The 21299-nt window shown below is 63.9% G+C and carries 13 protein-coding genes and 1 tRNA gene; 10 read left to right on the plus strand and 4 right to left on the minus strand.

Annotated elements, in window-relative coordinates; translation table 11 throughout:
- Window positions 1-50 precede the first annotated feature (50 nt).
- Genes AC5RTB_RS06930 through AC5RTB_RS06940 form a run of 3 tightly spaced genes read left to right on the plus strand, consistent with a single transcriptional unit; the run spans window position 51 to window position 7260 of the window.
- Window positions 51-521, plus strand: coding sequence for an MGMT family protein (locus AC5RTB_RS06930; protein WP_494060320.1), 471 nt, complete (start codon window positions 51-53; stop codon window positions 519-521).
- Window positions 518-3787: an ATP-dependent helicase gene (locus AC5RTB_RS06935; protein WP_494060321.1), complete on the plus strand. Its 3270-nt coding sequence runs from the start codon at window positions 518-520 to the stop codon at window positions 3785-3787. The genes AC5RTB_RS06930 and AC5RTB_RS06935 overlap by 4 nt, the downstream gene beginning before the upstream one ends.
- On the plus strand, window positions 3784-7260 hold the full coding sequence (locus tag AC5RTB_RS06940) for an ATP-dependent helicase (protein ID WP_494060322.1): 3477 nt from the start codon (window positions 3784-3786) through the stop codon (window positions 7258-7260). Before AC5RTB_RS06935 ends, AC5RTB_RS06940 begins: the two co-directional genes overlap by 4 nt.
- Here AC5RTB_RS06940 and AC5RTB_RS06945 read toward each other — a convergent pair.
- Complete coding sequence (locus tag AC5RTB_RS06945; protein ID WP_494060323.1) at window positions 7257-8414, minus strand: macrolide 2'-phosphotransferase; 1158 nt, start codon at window positions 8412-8414, stop codon at window positions 7257-7259. The genes AC5RTB_RS06940 and AC5RTB_RS06945 overlap by 4 nt on opposite strands.
- Before the next feature lie 131 nt (window positions 8415-8545).
- On the opposite strand from AC5RTB_RS06945, the gene nudC reads away from it, so the two are divergent.
- The 3 genes from nudC to AC5RTB_RS06960 are packed head-to-tail and all read left to right on the plus strand — an operon-like array spanning window position 8546 to window position 12203.
- Window positions 8546-9523, plus strand: coding sequence for an NAD(+) diphosphatase (gene nudC, locus AC5RTB_RS06950; protein WP_494060324.1), 978 nt, complete (start codon window positions 8546-8548; stop codon window positions 9521-9523).
- A complete protein-coding gene (locus tag AC5RTB_RS06955) occupies window positions 9523-11628 on the plus strand; it encodes an ATP-dependent DNA helicase UvrD2 (protein ID WP_494060325.1) in 2106 nt (701 codons plus the stop codon). Before nudC ends, AC5RTB_RS06955 begins: the two co-directional genes overlap by 1 nt.
- 47 nt (window positions 11629-11675) lie before the next feature.
- Entirely contained in the window at window positions 11676-12203 is a 528-nt protein-coding gene (locus AC5RTB_RS06960) for a M48 metallopeptidase family protein (RefSeq protein ID WP_494060326.1), read from the plus strand.
- 20 nt (window positions 12204-12223) lie between these two features.
- On the opposite strand, the gene AC5RTB_RS06965 is transcribed toward AC5RTB_RS06960, so the two are convergent.
- Window positions 12224-13648, minus strand: a complete 1425-nt coding sequence (locus AC5RTB_RS06965; RefSeq protein WP_494060327.1) for a zinc-dependent metalloprotease — start codon at window positions 13646-13648, stop codon at window positions 12224-12226.
- 348 nt (window positions 13649-13996) lie between these two features.
- On the opposite strand from AC5RTB_RS06965, the gene AC5RTB_RS06970 reads away from it, so the two are divergent.
- From AC5RTB_RS06970 to AC5RTB_RS06985, 4 genes are all read left to right on the plus strand, one after another.
- Entirely contained in the window at window positions 13997-15052 is a 1056-nt protein-coding gene (locus tag AC5RTB_RS06970) for a YlbL family protein (RefSeq protein WP_494060328.1), read from the plus strand.
- A gap of 172 nt (window positions 15053-15224) precedes the next feature.
- A complete protein-coding gene (locus AC5RTB_RS06975) occupies window positions 15225-18242 on the plus strand; it encodes a UPF0182 family membrane protein (RefSeq protein WP_494060329.1) in 3018 nt (1005 codons plus the stop codon).
- Window positions 18243-18299: 57 nt separating this feature from the next.
- Window positions 18300-18373, plus strand: a tRNA-Met gene (locus AC5RTB_RS06980).
- Between the two features lie 95 nt (window positions 18374-18468).
- Window positions 18469-18993, plus strand: a complete 525-nt coding sequence (locus AC5RTB_RS06985; protein WP_494060330.1) for a DUF6328 family protein — start codon at window positions 18469-18471, stop codon at window positions 18991-18993.
- Here AC5RTB_RS06985 and AC5RTB_RS06990 read toward each other — a convergent pair.
- Together AC5RTB_RS06990 and AC5RTB_RS06995 are read right to left on the minus strand one after the other, a co-directional pair.
- Window positions 18962-20350, minus strand: a complete 1389-nt coding sequence (locus tag AC5RTB_RS06990; protein WP_494060331.1) for a cryptochrome/photolyase family protein — start codon at window positions 20348-20350, stop codon at window positions 18962-18964. The genes AC5RTB_RS06985 and AC5RTB_RS06990 overlap by 32 nt on opposite strands.
- A 136-nt stretch (window positions 20351-20486) precedes the next feature.
- Window positions 20487-21254 carry a PspA/IM30 family protein gene (locus tag AC5RTB_RS06995; protein ID WP_494060332.1) on the minus strand — a complete coding sequence of 256 codons (768 nt, stop codon included), beginning with the start codon at window positions 21252-21254 and terminating at the stop codon, window positions 20487-20489.
- Window positions 21255-21299: the final 45 nt, after the last annotated feature.

The following is a 21299-nucleotide window of genomic DNA, read 5'->3' on the forward strand; positions in this document are numbered from 1 at the left end:
CCCGGCTCGGGCATGACTGAATGCTGAGTCAGCTTCGATAGGCTGGGTGGGTGCGCGACAGGGTTCTGGACTACGAAGAGGCGGTCCTGGACATCGTCAGCCTGATACCCGTGGGGAAGGTGCTCACGTACGGTGACATAGCGGAAATCCTGGAGAAGGGCGGGCCGCGTCAGGTGGGAGCGGTCATGTCGCGGGGGAGTGCCGACGTGCCGTGGTGGCGCGTGCTTCGCGCCGATGGCAGGCCGCCGAAGGGACTGGCAGCTGTGGCCGTCGAACACTATCGCAAGGAATTCACTGCGCTGCGCGCGCCCTCCGGCAACCGGCGCCCAGGTGCGGCCGCGGAGCAGCGGGTTGATCTTGCGAGGTCCCGCTGGACCCCAACGCCCGCTGAGCAGGATGCGTTGCAACGCATCCGTGCGAATTTGGACAGGGACGTTCCCGGCACTGCTCTTGGCGGCATTCCCGGTGAAGCGGGCTGTCTCTCGGGATTGTCGGAGCCGGATGATGGAGTGAAATCATGAGCAGTTCCTCACATGCCAGATCCGCTTCGCTGCCCCCGGCCACTCTCCGGTTGCCCGCCAACGCAGCGGCGGCCTATCCGGGCCCGGTCCTCAGCGGGGACCAGCGGGAGGTGCTTTCCCTGGGCGTGGGGGCGGGTCCGGTGCTCGTTCTCGGCGGACCGGGAACCGGTAAAACCCAACTCCTCATCGAAACGGCGGTCACCCGGATCCGAAACGGAGAGGTGGAGCCGGACCGCATCCTGATTATCGCGCCGACGCGCCGTACGGCAGCGCGCCTGCGCGATGAGGTGACAACTCGGCTGGACCGCAGTCTGAGCGCACCCCCTGCCCGTACGTGGTCGTCCTACGCTTTTGATCTCATCAGGCGAGCCCGCGTGGCAGGGCTGCTGCCCGAGCTGACGCGTTCCCCGCGGCTCCTGTCGGGTGCAGAACAGGATCTGATCATCAAGGAACTCCTCGAAGGTCACCGCAAGCTGGGCCTCTTGGAGTTCCGCTGGCCGGAGGGGTTGAGGCTGGCCCTCGGAACCAGGGGTTTCCGCCAGGAGGTAAGGGAGCTCTTCGACCGGGTCAGCGAATACAGCCTGCATGCGGATGAACTGTCCGATCTCGGGCGGAGGTTCGATCGCCCCGATTGGGTGGCCGCGGCCGCGCTGTACAGCGAGTACCGGGATGTCCTGGACCTCAGGATGCCCGAAGCCTTCGATCCCGCCGGAATCCTCACCGCCGCCCGCGGCATTCTCGAAAATAATCCCGGGTTTTGTGCTGAGGAACGCGACAAGTACGCGCTGATCCTGATCGATGACTATCAGGAATCGAACACCGCCATGCATGCGCTCTGCGGCGTCCTTGCGGAGGGTAGGGACACGCTGATCACAGCCTGCCCCGACACGGCAGTGCAAGGTTTCCGCGGTGCCCGCCCCGAGCTGGCCGCACGCCTGCCGGAGATACTCGGCCACGTGCGCACCGTTCAGCTGACCACCTCCCATCGACTGAAGGGGAAGCTCTCCTCGGGGTGGGGGTCGGTGGCCTCAAGGACTCCTGTGAGCGGGACACCGTTGGGCTACCGCAGGTTGCTCGTTCCAACCGTTCCCGACTCCACCCCGAGCGGCCTCATGTCCGTTCATGTGGTGGACTCCGGGTACCACGAGCAGCGCTACATCGCCCAACGAATACTTGAGGCCCATGTGGAACAGGGGCGGAGCTTCGACGACATCGCCGTCATCACCAGAACCGGGGCGCAAGTGACGGAGCTCCAGCGCTACCTGGCGGGCCAGGACATCCCAGTCAGCGTTCCGCCTGCCGAGCGCGCAATCCGCGACGAACCCGCGGTGCGGCCGTTACTGGACATACTCGCCGTCGTGACCGGCGTCAGGGAACTCGATGCCGAGCTGGCCGTTTCGATCATGACGTCCAGGGTAGGCGGCGCTGGACCCCTCGAGATTCGCCGTATGCGCCAGCTGCTCAGGCAGGAGGAACGGCTGGGTGGGGGAGAAAGGGATTCCGATCAGCTGATCGTGGACCTGCTCGGGGAGACTGTGATCGATGACCCTCGATCCCAGATCCGTCCTGCCCGTCGGCTGCAGGCGATGCTGAGCGCCGGACGTGAGGCATTGGAGCATGAGGCAAGCACACCCGAAACAGTGCTGTGGTCCGTATGGTCCGCTTCGGGGCTTTCTTCCCGGTGGGAAGAAGCGGCCTTGAGACAGGGACCCTCGGCAGCGCGCGCGGACCGCGATCTGGACGCCGTCGTCGCGCTGTTTCAGACGGCTGAACGCTACGTCGACCAGATGCCGGGTGCTCCAACAACCGGTTTCCTCCAGTACCTGCTGAGCCAGGAACTTCCGATGGACACGCTTGCGGCACGCGCCCAGAAGGGCGCCGCCGTCGCCATCATGACACCGGCCGCAGCAGCCGGACGCCAGTGGCCGGTGGTCATCGTGGCGGGGGTGCAGGAGGGAGTCTGGCCCAACCTGCGCATCAGGGGGGAACTGCTGGGATCCGGCGACCTCTTAGCGCTGCTTGAGCATGGCAGGGACTTCCGCCGTCATCGCGATCCGCTCTCCCTCATGCAACTGACCCGCGCAGATGAGCTGCGAAGCTTTTCTGCGGCGGTGAGCAGGGCCTCGGACGAGCTGGTCTGTGTGGCGGTCTCGTCGGAGGACCAGCAGCCTTCATCGTTCCTCGACATCCTCGACCCACTGCCGCAGGGCATTTACGAGCGCCCACGCACCGAGGTGAAACGGCCACTCACCCTCCGCGCACTTGTTGCTGAGCTTCGAAAGTATGCTCAGCAGCCCGACCGGAGCCCGGATATAGCGTTTGAAGCCGTCCAGCATCTCGGGACGATGGTGCTGCACCAGCCGCGCGTGCCTGGCGCGGATCCCGCGCAGTGGTGGGGGCTCGCAGCACTTTCCTCCATCGAGCCGGTGGTGCCTCCGGATGCTGTCATCCCCGTTTCGCCTTCGAAGGTGGAGGCAGTGCTCGCCTCACCGCTGAACTGGTTCGTCTCCGCGGCGGGAGGGGAACGGCCCACGGATTTTGCACGGTCACTTGGAACGCTCGTCCACTCGATTGCGCAGGACATCCCCGACGCCACCGGGAACCAATACGTCGCGGAACTGATACGCCGCTGGCCGACGCTCGGTATGAAGGACACCTGGGAATCCAAAGCGGACCTTCGAAGGGCCGAAGAGATGGTGAGAAAATTGGGGGCCTACCTCGTGGAAATGAGGAAAGCGGAGCGTTCCCTGGCCAGCACCGAGGTGAGCTTCAGCGTGGATCTTCCCGTCACGGTCGACGGAGTTGAGCGACAGGCACGTCTCCGCGGCCAGGTCGACCGTCTTGAGATCACCCATGATGGTTGCCTTTTCATAGTGGATCTCAAAACCGGGAGGTCTGCTCCACCGGACCCCGAGGTGCCCGCCCATCCACAACTTGCCGCGTACCAGGTGGCTGCGGTTGCCGGGGGCTTTGCCGAGGCCGACGTCGCCGGGGCAGACGCTGAATCCTGCCAGAGGCAGCCGGTCGGTGGAGCTGCTCTCGTGCATCTCGGTACCAGCGCAAAATCTCCCAAGGTACAGGATCAGCCGGCGCTCGGACAGGAAGATTCCTGGGCCCACGAGATGATCGAGCAGGCAGCAGGGCTGATGTCCGCTGCCGAATTTGAAGCCGTTCACGATCCCAAACGGTCGTCATACGGCGGGGCCGGTTGCCGCCTCCCGGAAATCTGCCCGCTGTGCATTGAAGGAAGACAGGTGACCGAATGAGCATCGAGACGGCACACGGGCAGGCCCAGGCAGATGCGGCGCCGCAGCTCTCGGCAGAGGCGTTGGCACGGCTGCTTGCCGGCAGTGGCGACGCGGAAGTCCTGTACCCGACCGGGGAACAGACCCGCATCATCGAAGCGCCGCTGCAGCCGCTACTGGTTATTGCAGGTGCAGGTTCGGGCAAGACCAAGACCATGGCCGACCGCGTAGTGTGGCTGGTCGCCAACGGACTGGTCCGTCCCGAACAGATACTCGGCGTCACCTTCACGCGGAAGGCGGCGGGCGAGCTGGTTGCCCGCATCCGACAGCAGCTGCTGGCGCTTTACCGTGCCCAGGGCGAGAGCGTCACCCTCGACTCCGGCGAGGACCGGCTGGAACCCACCATCTCCACGTATCATTCCTATGCCAACGGCATAGTCCAGGACTACGGGTTGCGTATCGGAGTGGAGCGCGACGCCGTCATGCTGGGCACGGCGCAGTCCTGGCAGCTGGCTGCCAGGATCGTGGAGTCCTATCAGGGGCCATGGGAACACCTGTCGGCAGCGAAAACAACATTGACCAACGCCGTACTCACCATGGCCTCCGAATGCGCAGAGCACCTCGTTGATCCGGCCGCCGTGAGGGCCACGTTGCTGGATCAGATCGACGCGATGAGCGCACGTCCCTACCAGCTGGGAAAGCCGAAGGCGGCCACCCAGCGCACAAAGGATCTTCTGGACAAGCTGCGGACCCGTGTCACGGTCACGGAACTGGTAGAGCTCTACACAGCCTCCAAACATCAATCTGGACAACTTGATTACGGCGACCTCGTATCCTTGGCCGCACGTATCGTCAGCGACGTGCCGCAGGCAGTCGACGTCGAACGACAGAAGTACTCGGTCGTTCTCCTCGACGAGTTCCAGGACACCTCGCACGCGCAGATGGTGCTCTTTTCCCGACTCTTCGGTGACGGCAGATCAGTAACGGCGGTGGGGGATCCGCACCAGTCCATCTATGGCTTCCGCGGGGCCTCCGCCGGTCAGCTCGGGACATTCAGATCACGGTTCCCAGTCCATGCCGGCGCTGCGCTGGAGCCTGCACCGATGGTCAATCTCTCCGTGGCGTGGCGGAACTCCACAAGCATTCTTGGGGCAGCAAACGCTGTGGCCGGCTCGCTCAATGTCCCGCCGCCATGGCTGGGACCACAGAATCAGTTGAAGGTTCCCGCCCTGGTTCCTCGACCGAAGGCACCCGTGGGGGAGGTGTACCTCGCGCGTTATCTCAGCGAGAGCGCCGCTCACCCGACGGACCTATCCGCGCCGGATGACCCGCAGGCCAATGAGGCAGCAGCACTGACGCGTCTCATCGAGGCGCAACGGCGCCGATTCTTCGATGTGGACGACGACGGCCGGCCCCTCCGCCCCACCATCGCCGTCCTCTGCCGTGGACGGCGGCAGTTTGAACCCTTGCGTCGGGAGCTTCAATCGGCAGGCATACCGGTGCAGATCATCGGACTGGGTGGGCTGCTGCGCACGCCGGAGATCATCGAGATTCTCTCTGTACTGAGGGTGCTCGGGGATCCGGAACGGTCCGACGCTATGCTTCGCCTCCTCGCCGGAGCACGCTGGCGCCTTGGCAGCGCGGACCTCATGGCCCTCGGTGACTGGGCGCGCCAGCTAGCCTACGATCGCGATGTCCGGATGAGTCAACTACGGACGGACGCGCGAGAGCCTTCGACGAGCACCGCACAACCGGCCGATGCATCGAAAGCACACAATCCCGACCAGGAACAGCAGCTCACGCCCACTGAGGATGCGGAACCGGCGAGCCTCGTCGACGCCGTCGATCATCTCCCCCCGGTGGGGTGGGTCTCGGGGAACGGCCGTAGCCTGTCGGATACAGGGAGGGAGCGGCTTGTCCTGCTGCGGGACGAACTGCGCGGGCTCCGCCAGTCAGTCGGTGACGATCTGCACACCCTGATCGGCGAGATTGAGCAGACTCTCCTTCTGGACATCGAGCTTGCTGCGAAGCCGGGTGTGAGCGTCCACGAGGCAAGACGGAATCTTGACGCTTTCGCGGACGCAGTCAGCAGCTTCGTCTCAACCTCCGACCGCATCGACCTGCCTGCTTTTCTCGCCTGGCTTGAAGCCGCAGACGCTGAAGAGGACGGCCTCCCCGTGACCGCTCTGGAGACAAGCAGGGAAGCCGTCCAATTGCTGACTGTTCACGCGGCCAAGGGCCTGGAGTGGGACGTCGTACTGGTTCCGGGCATGAATGAGGGCTCATTTCCCAGCGGGACGGGATCGCGTTGGAGCTCAGGGGATTCCTCCGTGCCCTGGCCGCTGCGCGGCGACGCGGTAGAACTGCCGCAATGGGACTGGGACCAGCCCGACCAGAAGTCCTGGCTCGAAAGCGAGAAACTGTTTGCTGAAGACGCTCTCACTCATACCGAACGTGAAGAACGCAGGCTTGCCTACGTCGCGCTGACCCGCGCCCGCCATGTCCTCGTCTGCACGTCGTCAGCGTGGGGAGGAGGGCGGTCCAGACCAACTGCTCCCTCCCGATACCTGGAGGAACTGCGGGAACTCGCCGCAGCAGGTGAACACGGGTACCGGGAACTCGCGTGGATCGAGGACAGCGCCGTAGGGGAGGTCAATCCCGCCCGCGCCCAAAGCGACAGGGCCGTCTGGCCGGTTGATCCGCTGCGCCAGCGCCGTGATCCGGTCGAAAAGGCAGCAGCGGCTGTCCTGGCTGCCGCGGCTGAACGCCGACATGCCAACCCTGAACCCGGCACCAGGGACGTAGGTCCGTCCGGGCGCTGGGATGATGAGGTCCGAAAGGCGCTCGCGAGGCAGCAACACAGGTTCAGACCCGCCCCGGTCGAACTTCCCACCCACATCTCCGCTTCCCTGATGGTCGAACTCTCCGAGGACAGCGCGGGCGTGGCAAGGCGACTACGACGCCCCGTGCCACGGCGTCCGGGTTCGGCTGCCCGGCGTGGTACTGCCTTCCATGCGTGGATCGAAGAGTATTACGGCACCACCGGAATGCTCGACCTGGGGGAGTTCCCTGGGGCCGCCGACTCCTTTGTGGACGACGGGCTGCAGCTTGAGCAGCTCACAGATACTTTCAGGAAGTCCACTTGGGCCGGGCGCGTACCCTATGGCATTGAGATTCCCGTGGAAACACGCGTGGGATCGATTGTCGTCCGCGGCCGGATCGACGCGGTCTTCAAGGACGACGACGGCGCCTGGGATCTCATTGACTGGAAGACCGGGAGACCGCCCGCGCCGGGAGACCGGGAAGCGAAATCCGTGCAGCTGGCCGTTTACCGCCTGGCGTGGTCACGCCTGCTTGACGTCCCTCTGGAGTCGGTTCGCGCGGCGTTCTATTACGTAGGTGAGGACTTGCTGGTTCGCCCACACGACCTTGCAGATGGCGGCGAACTCGAAAGCATCATTCGGCGGGCAACCGCACGTGAGGATGGGGGCTAGGGGCGGCGTACAACGGGCAGGGCGGACGTTTCGAGATCCTCCGGATCCTGCGGCGCACTGATCGCTGTTGCACCTGCTTCGCCCTCCGCAGCGTCGGCGTTCGGACGGGTTGGCTCGTCACCAGCGCTGACGCCGCCGGCATTCCCGTTGTACGCACGGTCCGGCTCGTCCCCGGTCCCCTCGGCGAGTCCATGCTGACCGGCGGTTCCCTCGTCGTCCGTCTCGGCTGCCAGTGCTGCCTCCTCCGCAGCGAGGTCAGCGGAAAGAGTCCCCATCATCTCTTCGGCCTCCGCGATCATATTGGCATCGTCAAGGGCAAGCCCGCGCACCAACCACTGCGCCAGGGCGAACTCCGCGGCAAGTGCAGCCCGCCGCAACAGATGGTCGTCAGCCGCATCCGATCGCGCGCTGAGATAAGCCTCGTGCACCTCGTCGGCGAAGTGCGTGTCCTGCGTCGCAGCAAGCCAGGCGAAATCGTCTGCGGGGTCTCCGACTGACAGGTCGGTCCAGCCCGTCACAGCGCAGACCCGGCCGGCTGCAAGGAGCAGGTTGTCTTCGTGGATATCGCCGTGAATGACGGTGGGGTTGAACCGCCAGAGCGAAACGTCTTCCAGCGCATGCTCCCATCTCCGCAGCAGGTCAGACGGAATCCGGCCGGTGATCGCAGCCTGGTCCAACTCATTGAGCCGCCGCTGCCGAACCTCGTTGGCTTCGTAGACAGGCAGGTCAGCTTCGCTGACCAGGGTTCTGGGCAGCTCGTGGACGGCAGCGATTGCCCTGCCGATTTCACGTGCCAGTTCAGGACCGCCGGCGGCAAGTTCCTCAAGCGAGCGGGTGGATCCTTCGATGTGGGAGTACACAAATGTGCGCAGGTCCCCCAGCCGCACGGTGCCCGCAACATGCGGAACGAGGAACGGAAGCTCTGCCCGTACACCGGGGGAGAACGCGCGCAGCACCTGAAGTTCCGTTTCGAGCCGCATACTGGCCTCTGCATGCCGCGGCGCACGGACGCGCCACTGCTTGCCGGAGCTGTCGATCAGCAGAGCAGACTCGAAGTCAGCCGGGTCATCGGGCGTACTGGAGACGCCCGTCGGGGCGAGACCCGGGACGGCCGCGCTGGCAAGGGCCGCAAGTTCCATTGGTGAGCGTTTCACACATCCACCGTAAGCGCGCGAGGTCACCCGCCCGAATGTCCCGGGCGGCGAGTCGCTGCTCGCCCTCACTAATCCTCCAGAAATCCTCTTCCGAATGTCCTTTTGGGGGTGCGGGACCGTACCGTAGAAATATGACCCAAGCAGTCGGCATGCAAGCAGCCGGAATCGCCAACCTCCCCCCACTCGGATCCCTGCCCCTGGCACGCGGCTCGGCTGATCGCGGCTCCACTTTCCGCATAACCCCGGATCTGTTTGATCGTTTGTGGGCGCAACCGGAAACCCGCATTCTTCATCTCGCCCAGGAGCGGTCTCCCGTACAGGGCAGCCGACTACTGCTGAGCCCTGTTGCGGAGGTGGAGCGCCCCGAAAACCCCATTTACCTCGGCAGCACCGTTGAAACGACGGCAGATATGCCTGCCGGTACACATATCGTGCTGGTAGAACATCAGGGTGTGCAGCCTGATCTGGCGCCTGAGGAATCGTGGCTGGGTCTGCGCGATGCAGCCGCAGGTCTGTCGGCAGAGGACTCGGGGCTATTCGTGGAGGCCGCGGCAATTTCGAACTGGCACGCCACCCACACCCATTGCCCTCGCTGCGGACAGCGCACGGAACCCATTGACGGCGGCTGGGTTCGGCGGTGCCCGGCGGATGAGAGCCTGCACTACCCCCGTACCGATCCCGCGATCATCGTAACGGTGACGGACGAGGAAGACCGACTGCTCCTTGGCTCGTCTGCCACCTGGGCGGAAAACCGGTACTCCACGCTTGCAGGTTTCGTCGAGCCCGGTGAATCGCTGGAAGCAGCGGTGAAACGTGAGGTGGAGGAAGAGTCGGGCATCGTGGTTCACTCGCCCACCTATCTTGGGTCGCAGCCCTGGCCTTTCCCCGCGTCACTAATGCTGGGTTTCACCGCAAAGGCGTCCCACGCTGTACCTGTTCCGGACGGCGTGGAGATCCGGGAGGTGCGCTGGTTCACCAGGGAGGAACTGTTCGTGGGCCTGAAGGAGGAACGGTTGTCGGTGGCATCCGGTGCGTCGATCGCTCGTTCGCTCATTGAACATTGGTATGGCGGCCCCCTGGATGAAGAGCCGTCCGCCGGGAGACCGTAGTGGAGTCTTCGGTCGAAGAACGGATCCTCGCCGGCCTGGATGACGAACAGCGAGCCGTTGCATCCCAATTGAGCGGACCTCTCTGTGTTCTTGCAGGAGCCGGAACCGGAAAAACGCGCGCAATCACACACCGGATCGCCTACGGTGTGCACACGGGCGTTTATAAACCCCAGCAGGTCCTCGCAGTGACCTTCACCGCGAGAGCTGCCGCAGAGATGCGTACGCGGCTTCGGGACCTCGGAGCGCAGGGGGTGCAGGCACGCACCTTCCACGCGGCCGCCCTCCGGCAATTGCAATACTTCTGGCCCCAGGCCGTCGGGGGAACGCTGCCGGCTCTCGTCGATCACAAGGCACAGCTCCTCGCGGAAGCGTCACGGCGGCTGCGGCTAAGCACCGACCGCGCCACAATCCGCGATCTCGCCGCGGAGGTTGAATGGGCGAAGGTATCCATGTTGACGCCGGACACCTATGTTGAGGCAGCCATCGGCAGGGTCGAACCGGCAGGCATGGACGCCACAACGGTGGCCCGCCTGTTCAGCGCCTATGAAGATCTCAAAGTGGATCGAAACGTCATCGACTTCGAGGACGTACTGCTCATCACCGTGGGCATCCTGCAGGAAGACCCCAAGGTGGCAGCCACTGTCCGTGCACAATACCGGCATTTCGTCGTGGACGAATATCAGGACGTATCGCCGCTTCAACAGCGGCTTCTGGATCTCTGGCTGGGGGAGCGGGACGAGCTCTGTGTCGTCGGCGACGCCAGCCAGACCATCTACTCGTTCACTGGCGCCACCAGCGCCCACCTCCTGAATTTCACCAGCAGGTACCGCCAGGCGCAGGTCATCAAGCTCGTCCGGGACTACCGCTCCACGCCGCAGGTTGTCAACCTCGCCAATTCATTGCTTGCCGCCCGCACTGCCGAGGCGGAGCGTCGCGGTGGGGTCGGCACCTGGGCCACACCGCTGCAGCTCATCGCGCAGAGGCCTCCTGGCCCGGCGCCGACCTTCACCGAGTGTAGCGATGACGAAGCTGAATCTGCTGACGTTGCCCGGCGCATCTCAGGGCTGCTCAATGACGGTGTGCCGGCGAGCGAAATTGCGATCCTATACCGGACCAACGGGCAGTCCGAGGCTTACGAGCAAGCCCTCGCAGCAGCGGGAATCGGATACCAGCTTCGCGGAGCCGAGCGGTTCTTTGCCCGGCGGGAAGTGCGGGAGAGTCTGCTGCAGCTTCGAGCCGCGGCCCGCGCCGCAACAGACGACGACGTTCCGCAGTTGGTGCGTGATGTCCTTGCGTCCCTCGGTTATACCCGTGAGGCTCCGCAAAGCTCCGGTGCCGTCCGGGAGAAGTGGGAGTCGCTCGCCGCGCTGGTGTCGCTTGCTGACGAGCTTCACGAGGCGCGTTCAGCGCAGGGGTTCACACTCCAGGACTTCGTTGCGGAGCTGGAGGAGAGGGCGGCCGCACAGCACGCCCCCACTGTTCAGGGGATCACGCTGGCGTCGCTTCATTCGGCGAAAGGCCTGGAGTGGGAGGCGGTATTCCTCGTGGGACTGAGCGAGGGCCTGATGCCCATCTCGTTCGCCGATACTCCGGACGACGTAGATGAGGAACGCCGCCTCCTCTACGTCGGCATCACCCGGGCCCGTAAGCATTTGGCTCTTTCCTGGTCCACGTCGCGCACCCCGGGCGGCCGGGCATCGCGCAAGCCGTCCAGATTCCTTGACGGCCTTCGCCCGGATTCCGGCGGCACCCGTTCGTTCCGCCAACCCACCGTCCGGCGTGAGCGCAAGGTCTCGGCTCCTGCACACTGCCGCACTTGCGGGAAGGTACTGGGCTCGGGCGCCGAACGCAAGATCGGACGTTGCCAGGAATGCCCCCCTAATTACAGCGAGGAGACGTTCGAAGCGCTGCGGAACTGGCGCCTGCAGGCCGCACGGGAGACCGACGTCCCTGCCTTCGTCGTCTTCACGGACGCCACCCTGGTGGCCATTGCAGAAGCGCGCCCCGACTCACTGGAGAAGCTTGCACAGCTTGCCGGTGTGGGGCCGGCCAAACTGGACCGCTACGGAGAGTCGGTACTGAACGTTCTCGCGCAGAGCAACTGACAGCGCACGCCCAGTGGTCAGCAGCGTCCGAAGTGAAGAAAAGGGGCATGATGTCGAATAGCGCGCCTTATCCGGTGGAAGTGCGCCGGTCGGCCCGCCGCCGGCGGACGGTCAGCGTCGATCTGCGCGACGGCGTCGCGGTCGTCTCGATACCCGCTTCCTTCACTGCCCGGCAGGAGAAGCAGTGGGTGGAACGGATGATCGCAAAGCTCCACGCAACGTCCGTCCGTCCGGCCCATTCCGAAGCCGCGCTGAGCGAGCGGGCGGCGGAGCTCTCCTCGCAGTACCTTGGCGGCAGGGCAGTTCCTGCGAGCGTCCGCTGGGTAACCAACCAGAATTCTCGCTGGGGGTCCGCGACTCCTGCTTCCCGGGCGATCCGGCTGTCCCACAAACTGCAGGGGATGCCGGACTGGGTCATCGATTACGTGATCCTGCACGAGATGGCGCATCTGATCGAGCCTTCGCATAACAGTACGTTCTGGGCTCTATTGACGAGCTACCCGCATACCGAAACCGCCAAAGCGTTCCTGCTCGGCGCGGCGTACGCTGCGGACCACGGCCTAAGCGGGCGGTGAGAGCGCAGCACAGCCGCAGATCAGCGTGCGCTGTCATCCTCCCCGCTGGAATCAGCCGCACCGTCGTCCGGGTCAGACTGTTCAGTTTCCGCTGACGCCTCATCAGCATCCGGTTCGAATCCGCCGGCGAGCAGCTTCTCGAGAGCGGCGTCAACATCGGCGCCATCCGATTCGGCCAACTGACGCCTCTTGCTGAAGCCGGCCGGATCATCAAGGTCCTCCGGCGTAGGAAGCAGATCCGGGTGCTGCCAGATCGCGTCGCGTCCGGCGATTCCCCGCTCCTGGCGCAGCTGTTCCCATAGGGCTGCGGCATCCCGCAACCGACGTGGGCGCAACTCCAGACCCACAAGGGAAGCGAAGGCATTCTCCGCCGGTCCGCCCGTAGCGCGGCGGCGGCGGACCATTTCACGCAGGGCGACCGAAGATTCGAGGTTCGCGGTAGCGGCAGCGGTCAGTTCATCGACCCAGCCTTCCACGAGCGCCAGTGTGGTCTCCAGGCGGGCAAGTGCGGCATCCTGCGCGGGGGTACGCTCAGGCATGAAGACGCCCTCCGAGAGTGCGCTCTGGAGTGATTCCGGGTTGGACGGATCGATGTCCCGTGCGACTTCCTCAATTTTCGACATGTCGATGTGAATGCCGCGCGCATAGCTCTCGATCGCGCCGAGGAGGTGACCCGTCAGCCAAGGCACCTGGGTGAAGAGCCGTACATGGGCCGCTTCGCGGACGGCCAGGAACAGCCGGACGTCGTACTCGGAGACGTCCAGCCCCTGCCCGAAAGCCGCAACGTTGGCAGGGAGGAGCGCCATGCTGTTCTCCGCCAGCGGTATACCGATGTCTGTCGAACTCACGACGTCCCGCGAGAGCGCGCCAACTGCCTGACCAAGTTGCATCCCGAACATCGCGCCGCCCATGTTCTGCAGCATGGACGTAGCGCCGCCCATCATGGTCTTCATCTCTTCCGGCATCTGCTCCGTGATGGCATTGGAGAGAGCGAGCGCAATGCTGGTGGCTACCGGTTCAGTGAGTCGCTTCCAGGTGTCCATGGTTGCCTCGACCCACTCGGCACGGGACCATGCCTTGCCGAGCAGCGCCGTGGCGGGGAAGTCGGTGACAGGCCCGAGCCACATTTCCGCGAGCCGCAGGGCGTCGTCGACCTCGCGCTTGGCAGTGCTGCTCACCGAAGGATCACCGCCTGTGGCAGCTGCGCGCCGCGCCTGATCACGGGCGAGGGTCCAGTTCACCGGACCTTCCGACTGTGCCGAAAACATGGCCTGCACCTGCTGCATTATCATCGCCATAGCTTGCGGGTCGTTCGGAAGCCCGGCCGCCTTTGCGATTTCCTGCGGGTTCATTCCCTGCATGTTGCCGCCCATCAGGCGCTCGAGCATCTCGGAAAGAGGATCCTTGGGAGTGTCGTCGTCGTTGTTCGACGGATTGGAACTCATCGATACCACCGGTCCTTGGTCGAATCTTGCTCGAAAAAGTTTTTCGGCCGCGGGAGCGGTCCTGCAACCGCGCGAAGGGCGCACCAGTGAGCGTGCAGCTATGGCCCGTCGCGATCTCTCAAACGTTACCTTCAGCCCCTGCACTTGTCCTGCACACGGTGCAGGAGTTCGCTCTAGGCAAAGCACATGCGACCAGCCACCGCGTCGGCTGCATGATTCGCTTGTAGGCTTGAGATGTGATGCCCTTTCATCCGCTTCACCGCGGTGCACCGGGCGCCCCTAACCTGAAGGTGACACCCCTTGACCCAGCCCCTTTCCCGGGAGACGAACCGGCCACAGCATGATGCCGTGAAACGGGACCCCCGCTTCACGGTGATGTCGGTTTCGGGTTTGCTCGCGCTGGGTCTCGGAGCAGCGGCTGTGCTGTTGCCCTCTCCCTACGTGGTCGAATCGCCCGGTCCCACCTTCAACACCATCGGGCAGATCAACGAGGAACCGCTGATCACCGTTGAAGGCCGAGAAACCTACCCGACGGACGGCGCGCTGGACCTGACCACAGTATTCGTCGCGGGCGGGCCCGGGCAACAGGTCAGCATCTTTGACGCCTTCCGCGCCTGGGCGGATCCGGCCCAGGCCGTCACGCCCCGTGAACTGGTCTACCCGCCCGAAGTCTCGGAGTCTGACATCGAACAGCAGAACGCCGAAGCAATGACGTCCTCTCAGGAGACGGCGGTTGCAGCAGCGCTCTCGCACCTGGAGATTCCGTACGAGGAAACGCTCTCGGTTGTGGGCTTCGCGCCCGAGTCGGCAGCCGAAGGCATCCTTCAGGAAGGGGACCTTCTCACCCGGATCGAGGATGAGGAGATCGAGTCGTTGCAGCCGCTGAAGGATGCATTGAATGCGGCGGGCGGAGAAATCGTCGAAATCACTGTCACCCGGGACGGCGAGACCGTTGTGGAATCGGTGGAGCCGCGCAAGGGGGACTCCGGCGACTATCAGCTTGGGGTTTTCCTGATGTCCGAATTCCAGTTCCCCTTCGACGTCCAGATTGCGTTGAACAATGTAGGGGGCCCGTCAGCCGGCATGATGTTCGCGCTTGGAATCGTGGACAAACTGACCGAGGGGCAACTGACCGGCGGGAAGCACTTCGCCGGAACCGGGACCATCGACTCCTCCGGCGCCGTCGGACCGATCGGGGGGATCCGGCAGAAACTGGCCGGCGCCCGGGAGTCAGGCGCAGAGGTCTTCCTCGCGCCGGCGGCGAACTGCGGCGAAGTGATCGGCCATGTTCCGGACGGGTTGCGGGTGATCCGCGTCGAGACCCTTGAGGACGCTGTCACTGCTGTCGGCACGCTGGGAGAAGACAACGACGACGGCGCGAAGCTCCCTTCCTGCGACGACTAACGGTGCGGCCCTGACCCTATTTGGACACGATTGGGAAACGATTGATGGGTGCTCCCGTTCAGGCGGAACTCGATTGTGTGGGCCAGACGTGCACAAGGCAGAATGAACATGAGTGGATCCATGCGCCTACGCGCGTGTCCAGCATTCCAGTACCCCCGACGATGAGGTAATAGTGACATCCGGACCAGACCGGCCATTTGGCAGCAGCCCTAGCCAACCGTACTCGTCCCCGACCAGACGGCGCGGACCGCTGGTTCCCACCCTGATTGTTCTCGGACTGCTCGTCGTAGGTTTCGTTTACTTCTCGCAGATTTACGCCGATGTGCTCTGGTACAACCAGCTTGGGTTCCTCGAGGTGTTTGTCACCGAGAACCTCTCGCGGATAGGCCTCTTCGTGACTGCGTTCCTGATTATGGGAGCCAGTGTTTACCTGAGCCTGCGCATCGCTTACCGTTCCCGGCCTATCTATGCGCCCGACAGCAGCGTGCAGGACAACCTGAACCGCTATCAGGCCCAACTTGAGCCAATCCGCCGGCTGCTCATGATCGGTATCCCGATTGTGCTCGGAGCCTTCGCCGGGACGGCCGCGTCATCGCAATGGGAACGAATGCTCCTGTTCTTCAACTCGGTCCCGTTCGGCGAAAGGGATCCGGAGTTTGGGCTGGATATCGCGTTCTATGTGTTCACCCTGCCGTTCCTGAACTTCCTGCTCGGGTTCCTTGTAAGCGTCGTCGTCATCAGCGGCATCGCGGGCGTGCTCACGCACTACCTGTACGGCGGCATACGGCTCGAGGAAAAGGGGCTGTTCACCAGCAGGGCCGCCCGCACCCATATCGCAGTCCTCGCGGCGCTCTTCCTGATCCTGCAGGGAGTCAACTACTGGCTGGACCGATACGCCACGGTCACCAGCAGCAGTGGTAAGTGGGCGGGCGCGCTCTACACGGACGTGAACGCTGTCATACCGACAAAGGCCATTCTGGCGGCTGCTGCAATCATCGTGGCGATCCTCTTCATCGTCTCTGCGGTGATCGGCCGCTGGCGGCTTCCGGTCATCGGCACGGCGATGCTGGTCATCACTGCCATCCTGGCCGGCGGTGTCTACCCGTGGGTGATCCAGCGATTCCAGGTGGTCCCCTCGGAATTCAGCCGTGAAGAGCCTTTCATCGAGCGCAATATAGAGCTGACTCGCGCGGCTTACGGCCTCGAACAGGTGCAGGTCAATGACTACAACGCGGAGGAAGTTCCCCAGGAGGGAGCCCTCAATGAAGACGGTGAGACCACGGCGAATATTCGTTTGCTGGATCCGAACCTCGTCAGTGATGCCTTCAGTCAGCTGCAGCAGTTCCGGCAGTACTACCAGTTCCCGGAAATCCTGAACGTCGACCGCTACGAGATCGACGGCAAGATCGAGGATACGGTGATCGCCGTACGCGAGCTCAACACGGCCGGTGTACCTGCCGGCTGGATCAACGAGCACGTGTACTACACGCATGGTTATGGTGTGGTGGCGGCTGCCGGATCCACAGTCCAGCCGGATGGGCGCCCCCGGTTCATCCAGTCCGGCATCCCTTCCACGGGTGTGCTCGGTGATGAAAGCACATTCGAACCTCGTATCTACTTCGGGGAAGAATCTCCGGAATACTCCATCGTGGGCGCTCCCGAGGGTGCTACGCCCCTCGAAATCGACCGCCCCCAGACAGAGGAGTCTGACCAGGAGGCTCGGAGCACCTTCCAGGGAGACGGCGGGCCGCTGGTCGGAAACTTCTTCAACCGGCTGGTTTATGCCCTGAAGTTCCAGTCCACCGACCTGTTGCTGTCGGACCAGGTGAACAACGATTCGCAGATCCTGTACGACCGTGATCCGGTTGAGCGCGTGGAGAAGGTAGCGCCGTATCTCACCCTGGACAGCAACACCTATCCCGCGATTGTGGATGGTCGCGTCAAGTGGATCATCGACGGTTACACCACTACCGCCGAGTACCCGTACTCCACCCGGCAGGAGTTGCAGTCAGCGACGGTTGATTCCCTGACGGCGGAGGGCGTGGCTACTGCCTTGCCTGCTGAGCAGGTGAACTACATCCGGAACGCAGTAAAGGCCACGGTTGACGCCTACGACGGTTCCGTTGACCTGTACGCGTGGGATGACCAGGATCCCATCCTCCAAGCCTGGCAGGACGTGTATCCTTCCTCCCTGCAGCCGTACAGCGAGATGTCGGCCGACCTCATGGCGCACGTCCGGTACCCGGAGGATCTCTTCAAGGTGCAGCGTGAACTGTTGGCCCGGTACCACGTGACCCAGACGCAGCCGTTCTACAGCAACAACCAGGCTTGGGCGGTGCCGGTCGACCCGACACTGGAGGACGGCGAACGGCCGGTCAAGCAACCTCCGTTCTACCTCTCGCTCCAGATGCCTGATCAGGATTCAGCCAGCTTCTCGCTTACGACTCCATTCATCCCGTTTGTGCCGGAGGGCCAGGAGCCGCGCAACATTCTGTACGGATTCCTCGCGGCGGACGGCGACGCGGGCACCGGCGAGGACGGGGTGAAGGCGGAGACTTACGGAGCGTTGCGTCTGCTCGATTCCTCCGGCCAGGACTCGGCAGTGGGACCGGGCCAGGCGGCTAACCTGTTCAACTCGGACACAGAGGTCTCCCAGGAGCTGAACCTGCTCCGCCAGGGTGCCTCTGAAGTGATCAGCGGCAACCTGCTCACGCTGCCCATCGGTGGCGGTATTGCCTATGTTCAGCCGGTCTACGTCCAGTCCTCCGGCGACTCGTCCTTCCCGGTCCTGCGTCGTGTGCTGGTGAGCTTCGGCGAACAGGTCGGGTTCGCACCGACGTTGGCGGAAGCGCTCGATCAGGTCTTCCAGGGTGATTCGGGTGCGGTTACCGGAGACAGCGAAAACGTGGGCGAGACTCCGAATGATCCCGCGCCGCCTACGGGTGAGGAGCCGGCGGAGCCAACAGAAGAACCAACCGAAGAGCCCACCACCCCCGCAGACCCGGGCACAGGCGATCCGGCAGCTGACCTCCGGGCAGCGCTGGAGGACGCGAACGCTGCTATTCAGGAGGGCCAGGCAGCCCTCGCGGAGGGTGACTTCGCGGCCTACGGCGAGGCTCAGGAGCGGCTGGGCGCGGCTCTGCAGCGGGCACTGGATGCTGAAACGCGCCTTTCAGGAGCCGCCGAATAAGCCACTCCGGCCCCGATTTGGGATCCGGCCCCGCGGCGGGTAGAGTAGTAATCACGCCGCGGGGTGGAGCAGTTCGGTAGCTCGCTGGGCTCATAACCCAGAGGTCGCAAGTTCAAATCTTGCCCCCGCAACAAGAAGACAATGGTCCTGGAAGCTCAGCTTCCAGGACCATTGTTATTCCCGGATCTTTCGCCCTCGTGCACCGTGGCTCACCTACACTATGTCCATGATCGATCACGGCATGGTGGGGGGCGATAGGGAGCGCGGGGAGACGGCTCTGCAGCGAGTCGACCGCAACTGGCTGGAATTGCTGCAGGAACTCCGGGTACTTCAGACCGGTATCCAGATCCTCACTGGATTCCTGCTCACCTTGCCGTTCCAGTCGCGGTTCAGTGAGCTGGATTCCTTCCAGATCGTCATCTATCTGGGGCTGGTGGTGCTGTCCGCACTGATCACAGCGTTGTTGCTGGGCACGGTGATCATGCATCGGACGTTCTTCCGATTGCGCATCAAGGAATCGCTGGTTACCAACGCACATCGAATTCTGTGGATCACCATGGTGCTGGTGGCGATGGTTCTGATTGGGACGACGGGTCTGATCTTCGACATTGTGTTGAACCGGACGGCGGGGACCATCACTGCGGCAAGTCTTGCCACGGTCATCCTCGCATTGTGGGTGGCTGTGCCGCGCGTACTCAAGCGGCGGTCAATGAAAGCAGCTACCGCCGCCGGAGGTCCTGATACGCGGTGAGTGCCTGATCACGCGAGGCTTTCAGGTCCAGTAGCGGCGGGGGATATCCTGCGGGCGCTTCCTTCCATGGTTCGTGAATGTTCGCAAGGGAGCGCAGTTCCGGCACCCACCGACGGAGGTAACCCCCGTCGGCGTCGAACTTCTTGCTCTGCGTGACCGGGTTGAAGATGCGGAAGTAGGGTGCGGCGTCCGCCCCCGAGCCGGCCACCCACTGCCAGTTCGCAGCGTTGTTGGCCGGGTCTGCGTCCACCAGGGTGTCCCAGAACCACTGCTCGCCCACCCGCCAGTCCACCATCATGTTCTTGACGAGGAATGAACCGACGGCCATGCGCACCCGATTGTGCATCCATCCGGAGTGCCAGAGCTGGCGCATGCCTGCGTCGATCAGGGGAAATCCTGTGCGACCGTAACGCCACGCGTCGAGCTCCTGCCTGTCCGGCTGCTGCCAGGGGAAGGCGTTGAATTCCGTGCGGTAGTTCTCCGTGGCGAGGTGCGGTTGGTGGTACAGCAGCTGCCAACAGAAGTCGCGCCAGCCGAGTTCCTGGGTGAAGACGGTCAGGTCTTTCGCCGGCGCAGCTGTCGAACCGGTCTGGGCGGAATGCCACACCTGGAAGGGGCTGACCTCACCGAACCGCAGATGCGGCGAAAGGCGGCTGGTTCCCTCAACGTTCGGCAGCTGCCGGGACTGCGCGTAACCGTCGAGAATCTCCGTCAGGAAACGTCCGAGCAGCGCCTGTGCTCTCTGCTCGCCGGGTTCCCAGGTCTCTCGGAGGCCGCCTGCCCAGTCGGGTGCAGCGGGAAGCAGCTGCCATGCGTCGAGGTCTTCCGAAGCGATCCCTGGGCCGCTCAGCACCGGCGGCACATCGAGGGGTGCACGGGGAGCCGGCCGGTTCTGGCATGCGCGCCAGAAGGGGCCGAACACCCTGTACGGGGAACCGCTGCCTGTAGTCACTTCCCAGGGTTCGAACAGCAGGCTCGCCTGGAAGCTGTGTACCTGGAAGCCGTCCTCACCCAGCGATGCTTTGAGCGCGGCGTCGATGTTCCGCTCAGCCAGTGTGTATCGACGGTTCCAGAAGACAGCGTCGGCCCTTGACTCTTCAACGAGACGGGGGACCACCTCCACTGCCCGACCTGACCGCAGCACCAGCGGGATCCCACGCTGGTCGAGGGCCGCGGCGAGCGAGGACAGCGAGTGGTGAAGCCACCAGCGGGAGGCACTCCCGAGCGGCCGTATTCCCTCGCTCACCTCGTCCAGTACATAACAGACGACGACGGCGCCGCGCTCCGCTGCCGCGTGCAGGGCAGGGTTATCTGCGATGCGTAGATCATCACGAAGCCACACCACGGTCAGGGCCATACCGCCCAATCTACCGCCGGTCCCTGAATACGAGCGGTGTGCCGGCGTCTGCAGTGTGGGCTCCGGCGGACGACCACCCGTTAACGCTAACGACGGCGGCCCCGTGGGGAACCGCCGTCGTCCAGGAGGGCTGCAGTCAGTACTTCGGGCTTTCCTCGCCCTGCTCGATCGCAGACGGCGAGTCGGCACCGGAACCGCCTGACTTGAGGGCGGCGAGGCGAGCCTCAATCTCGCTCTGTTCGCCCAGGTCCTCAAGGCTCTCGAACTGCGCGTCAAGACTCGAGTTGGTCAGTTCGGCCTGGCCGAGGACACGGGCTTCCTCGCGACGGATTTTCTCCTCGAAGCGGCCGACCTCGCTGGTGGGATCCATGAAATCGATGCTCTTCATGGCGTCGTGCACCTGCGATTGGGCCGCCGCGGTGCGCGAGCGGGCAATGAGTTCATCACGCTTGCTCGTCAGCTCGTTGAGCTTGCCCTTCATCTGGTTAAGCCCGGTCTTGAGCTTCTCGACGATCTCGGTCTGCGAAGCGATGGTCGGCTCGGCGCCCTTGGCCTCGTTTTCGGCGGTCATCTGGCGCTGAATGGCCACCTTGGCAAGATTGTCAAACTTCTCAGCGTCCGCAACGTCACCTGATGCGCGGTACTCGTCGGCCTTCTTCGACGCTGCGAGCGCCTTGTTGCCCCAGTTACGCGCGTTCTCGCGGTCCTCGTTGTAATCCTCCTGCAGCATGCGCAGGTTGCCGATGGTCTGCGCAACCGCGCTCTCCGCCTCGGCGATGCTGTTCGAGTAATCACGGACCATCTGGTCGAGCAACTTCTGGGGGTCTTCCGCCTGATCCAGCAGTGCGTTGATGTTGGCTTTCGCCAGTGTTGCGATACGTCCGAAAATTGATTGCTTTACCATGGGATACCTTTCGATCTGCCTGAGTAATTCACTGCCTTTTGAGGT

It is taken from the genome of Arthrobacter sp. M71 S08 (genome assembly GCF_059089725.1).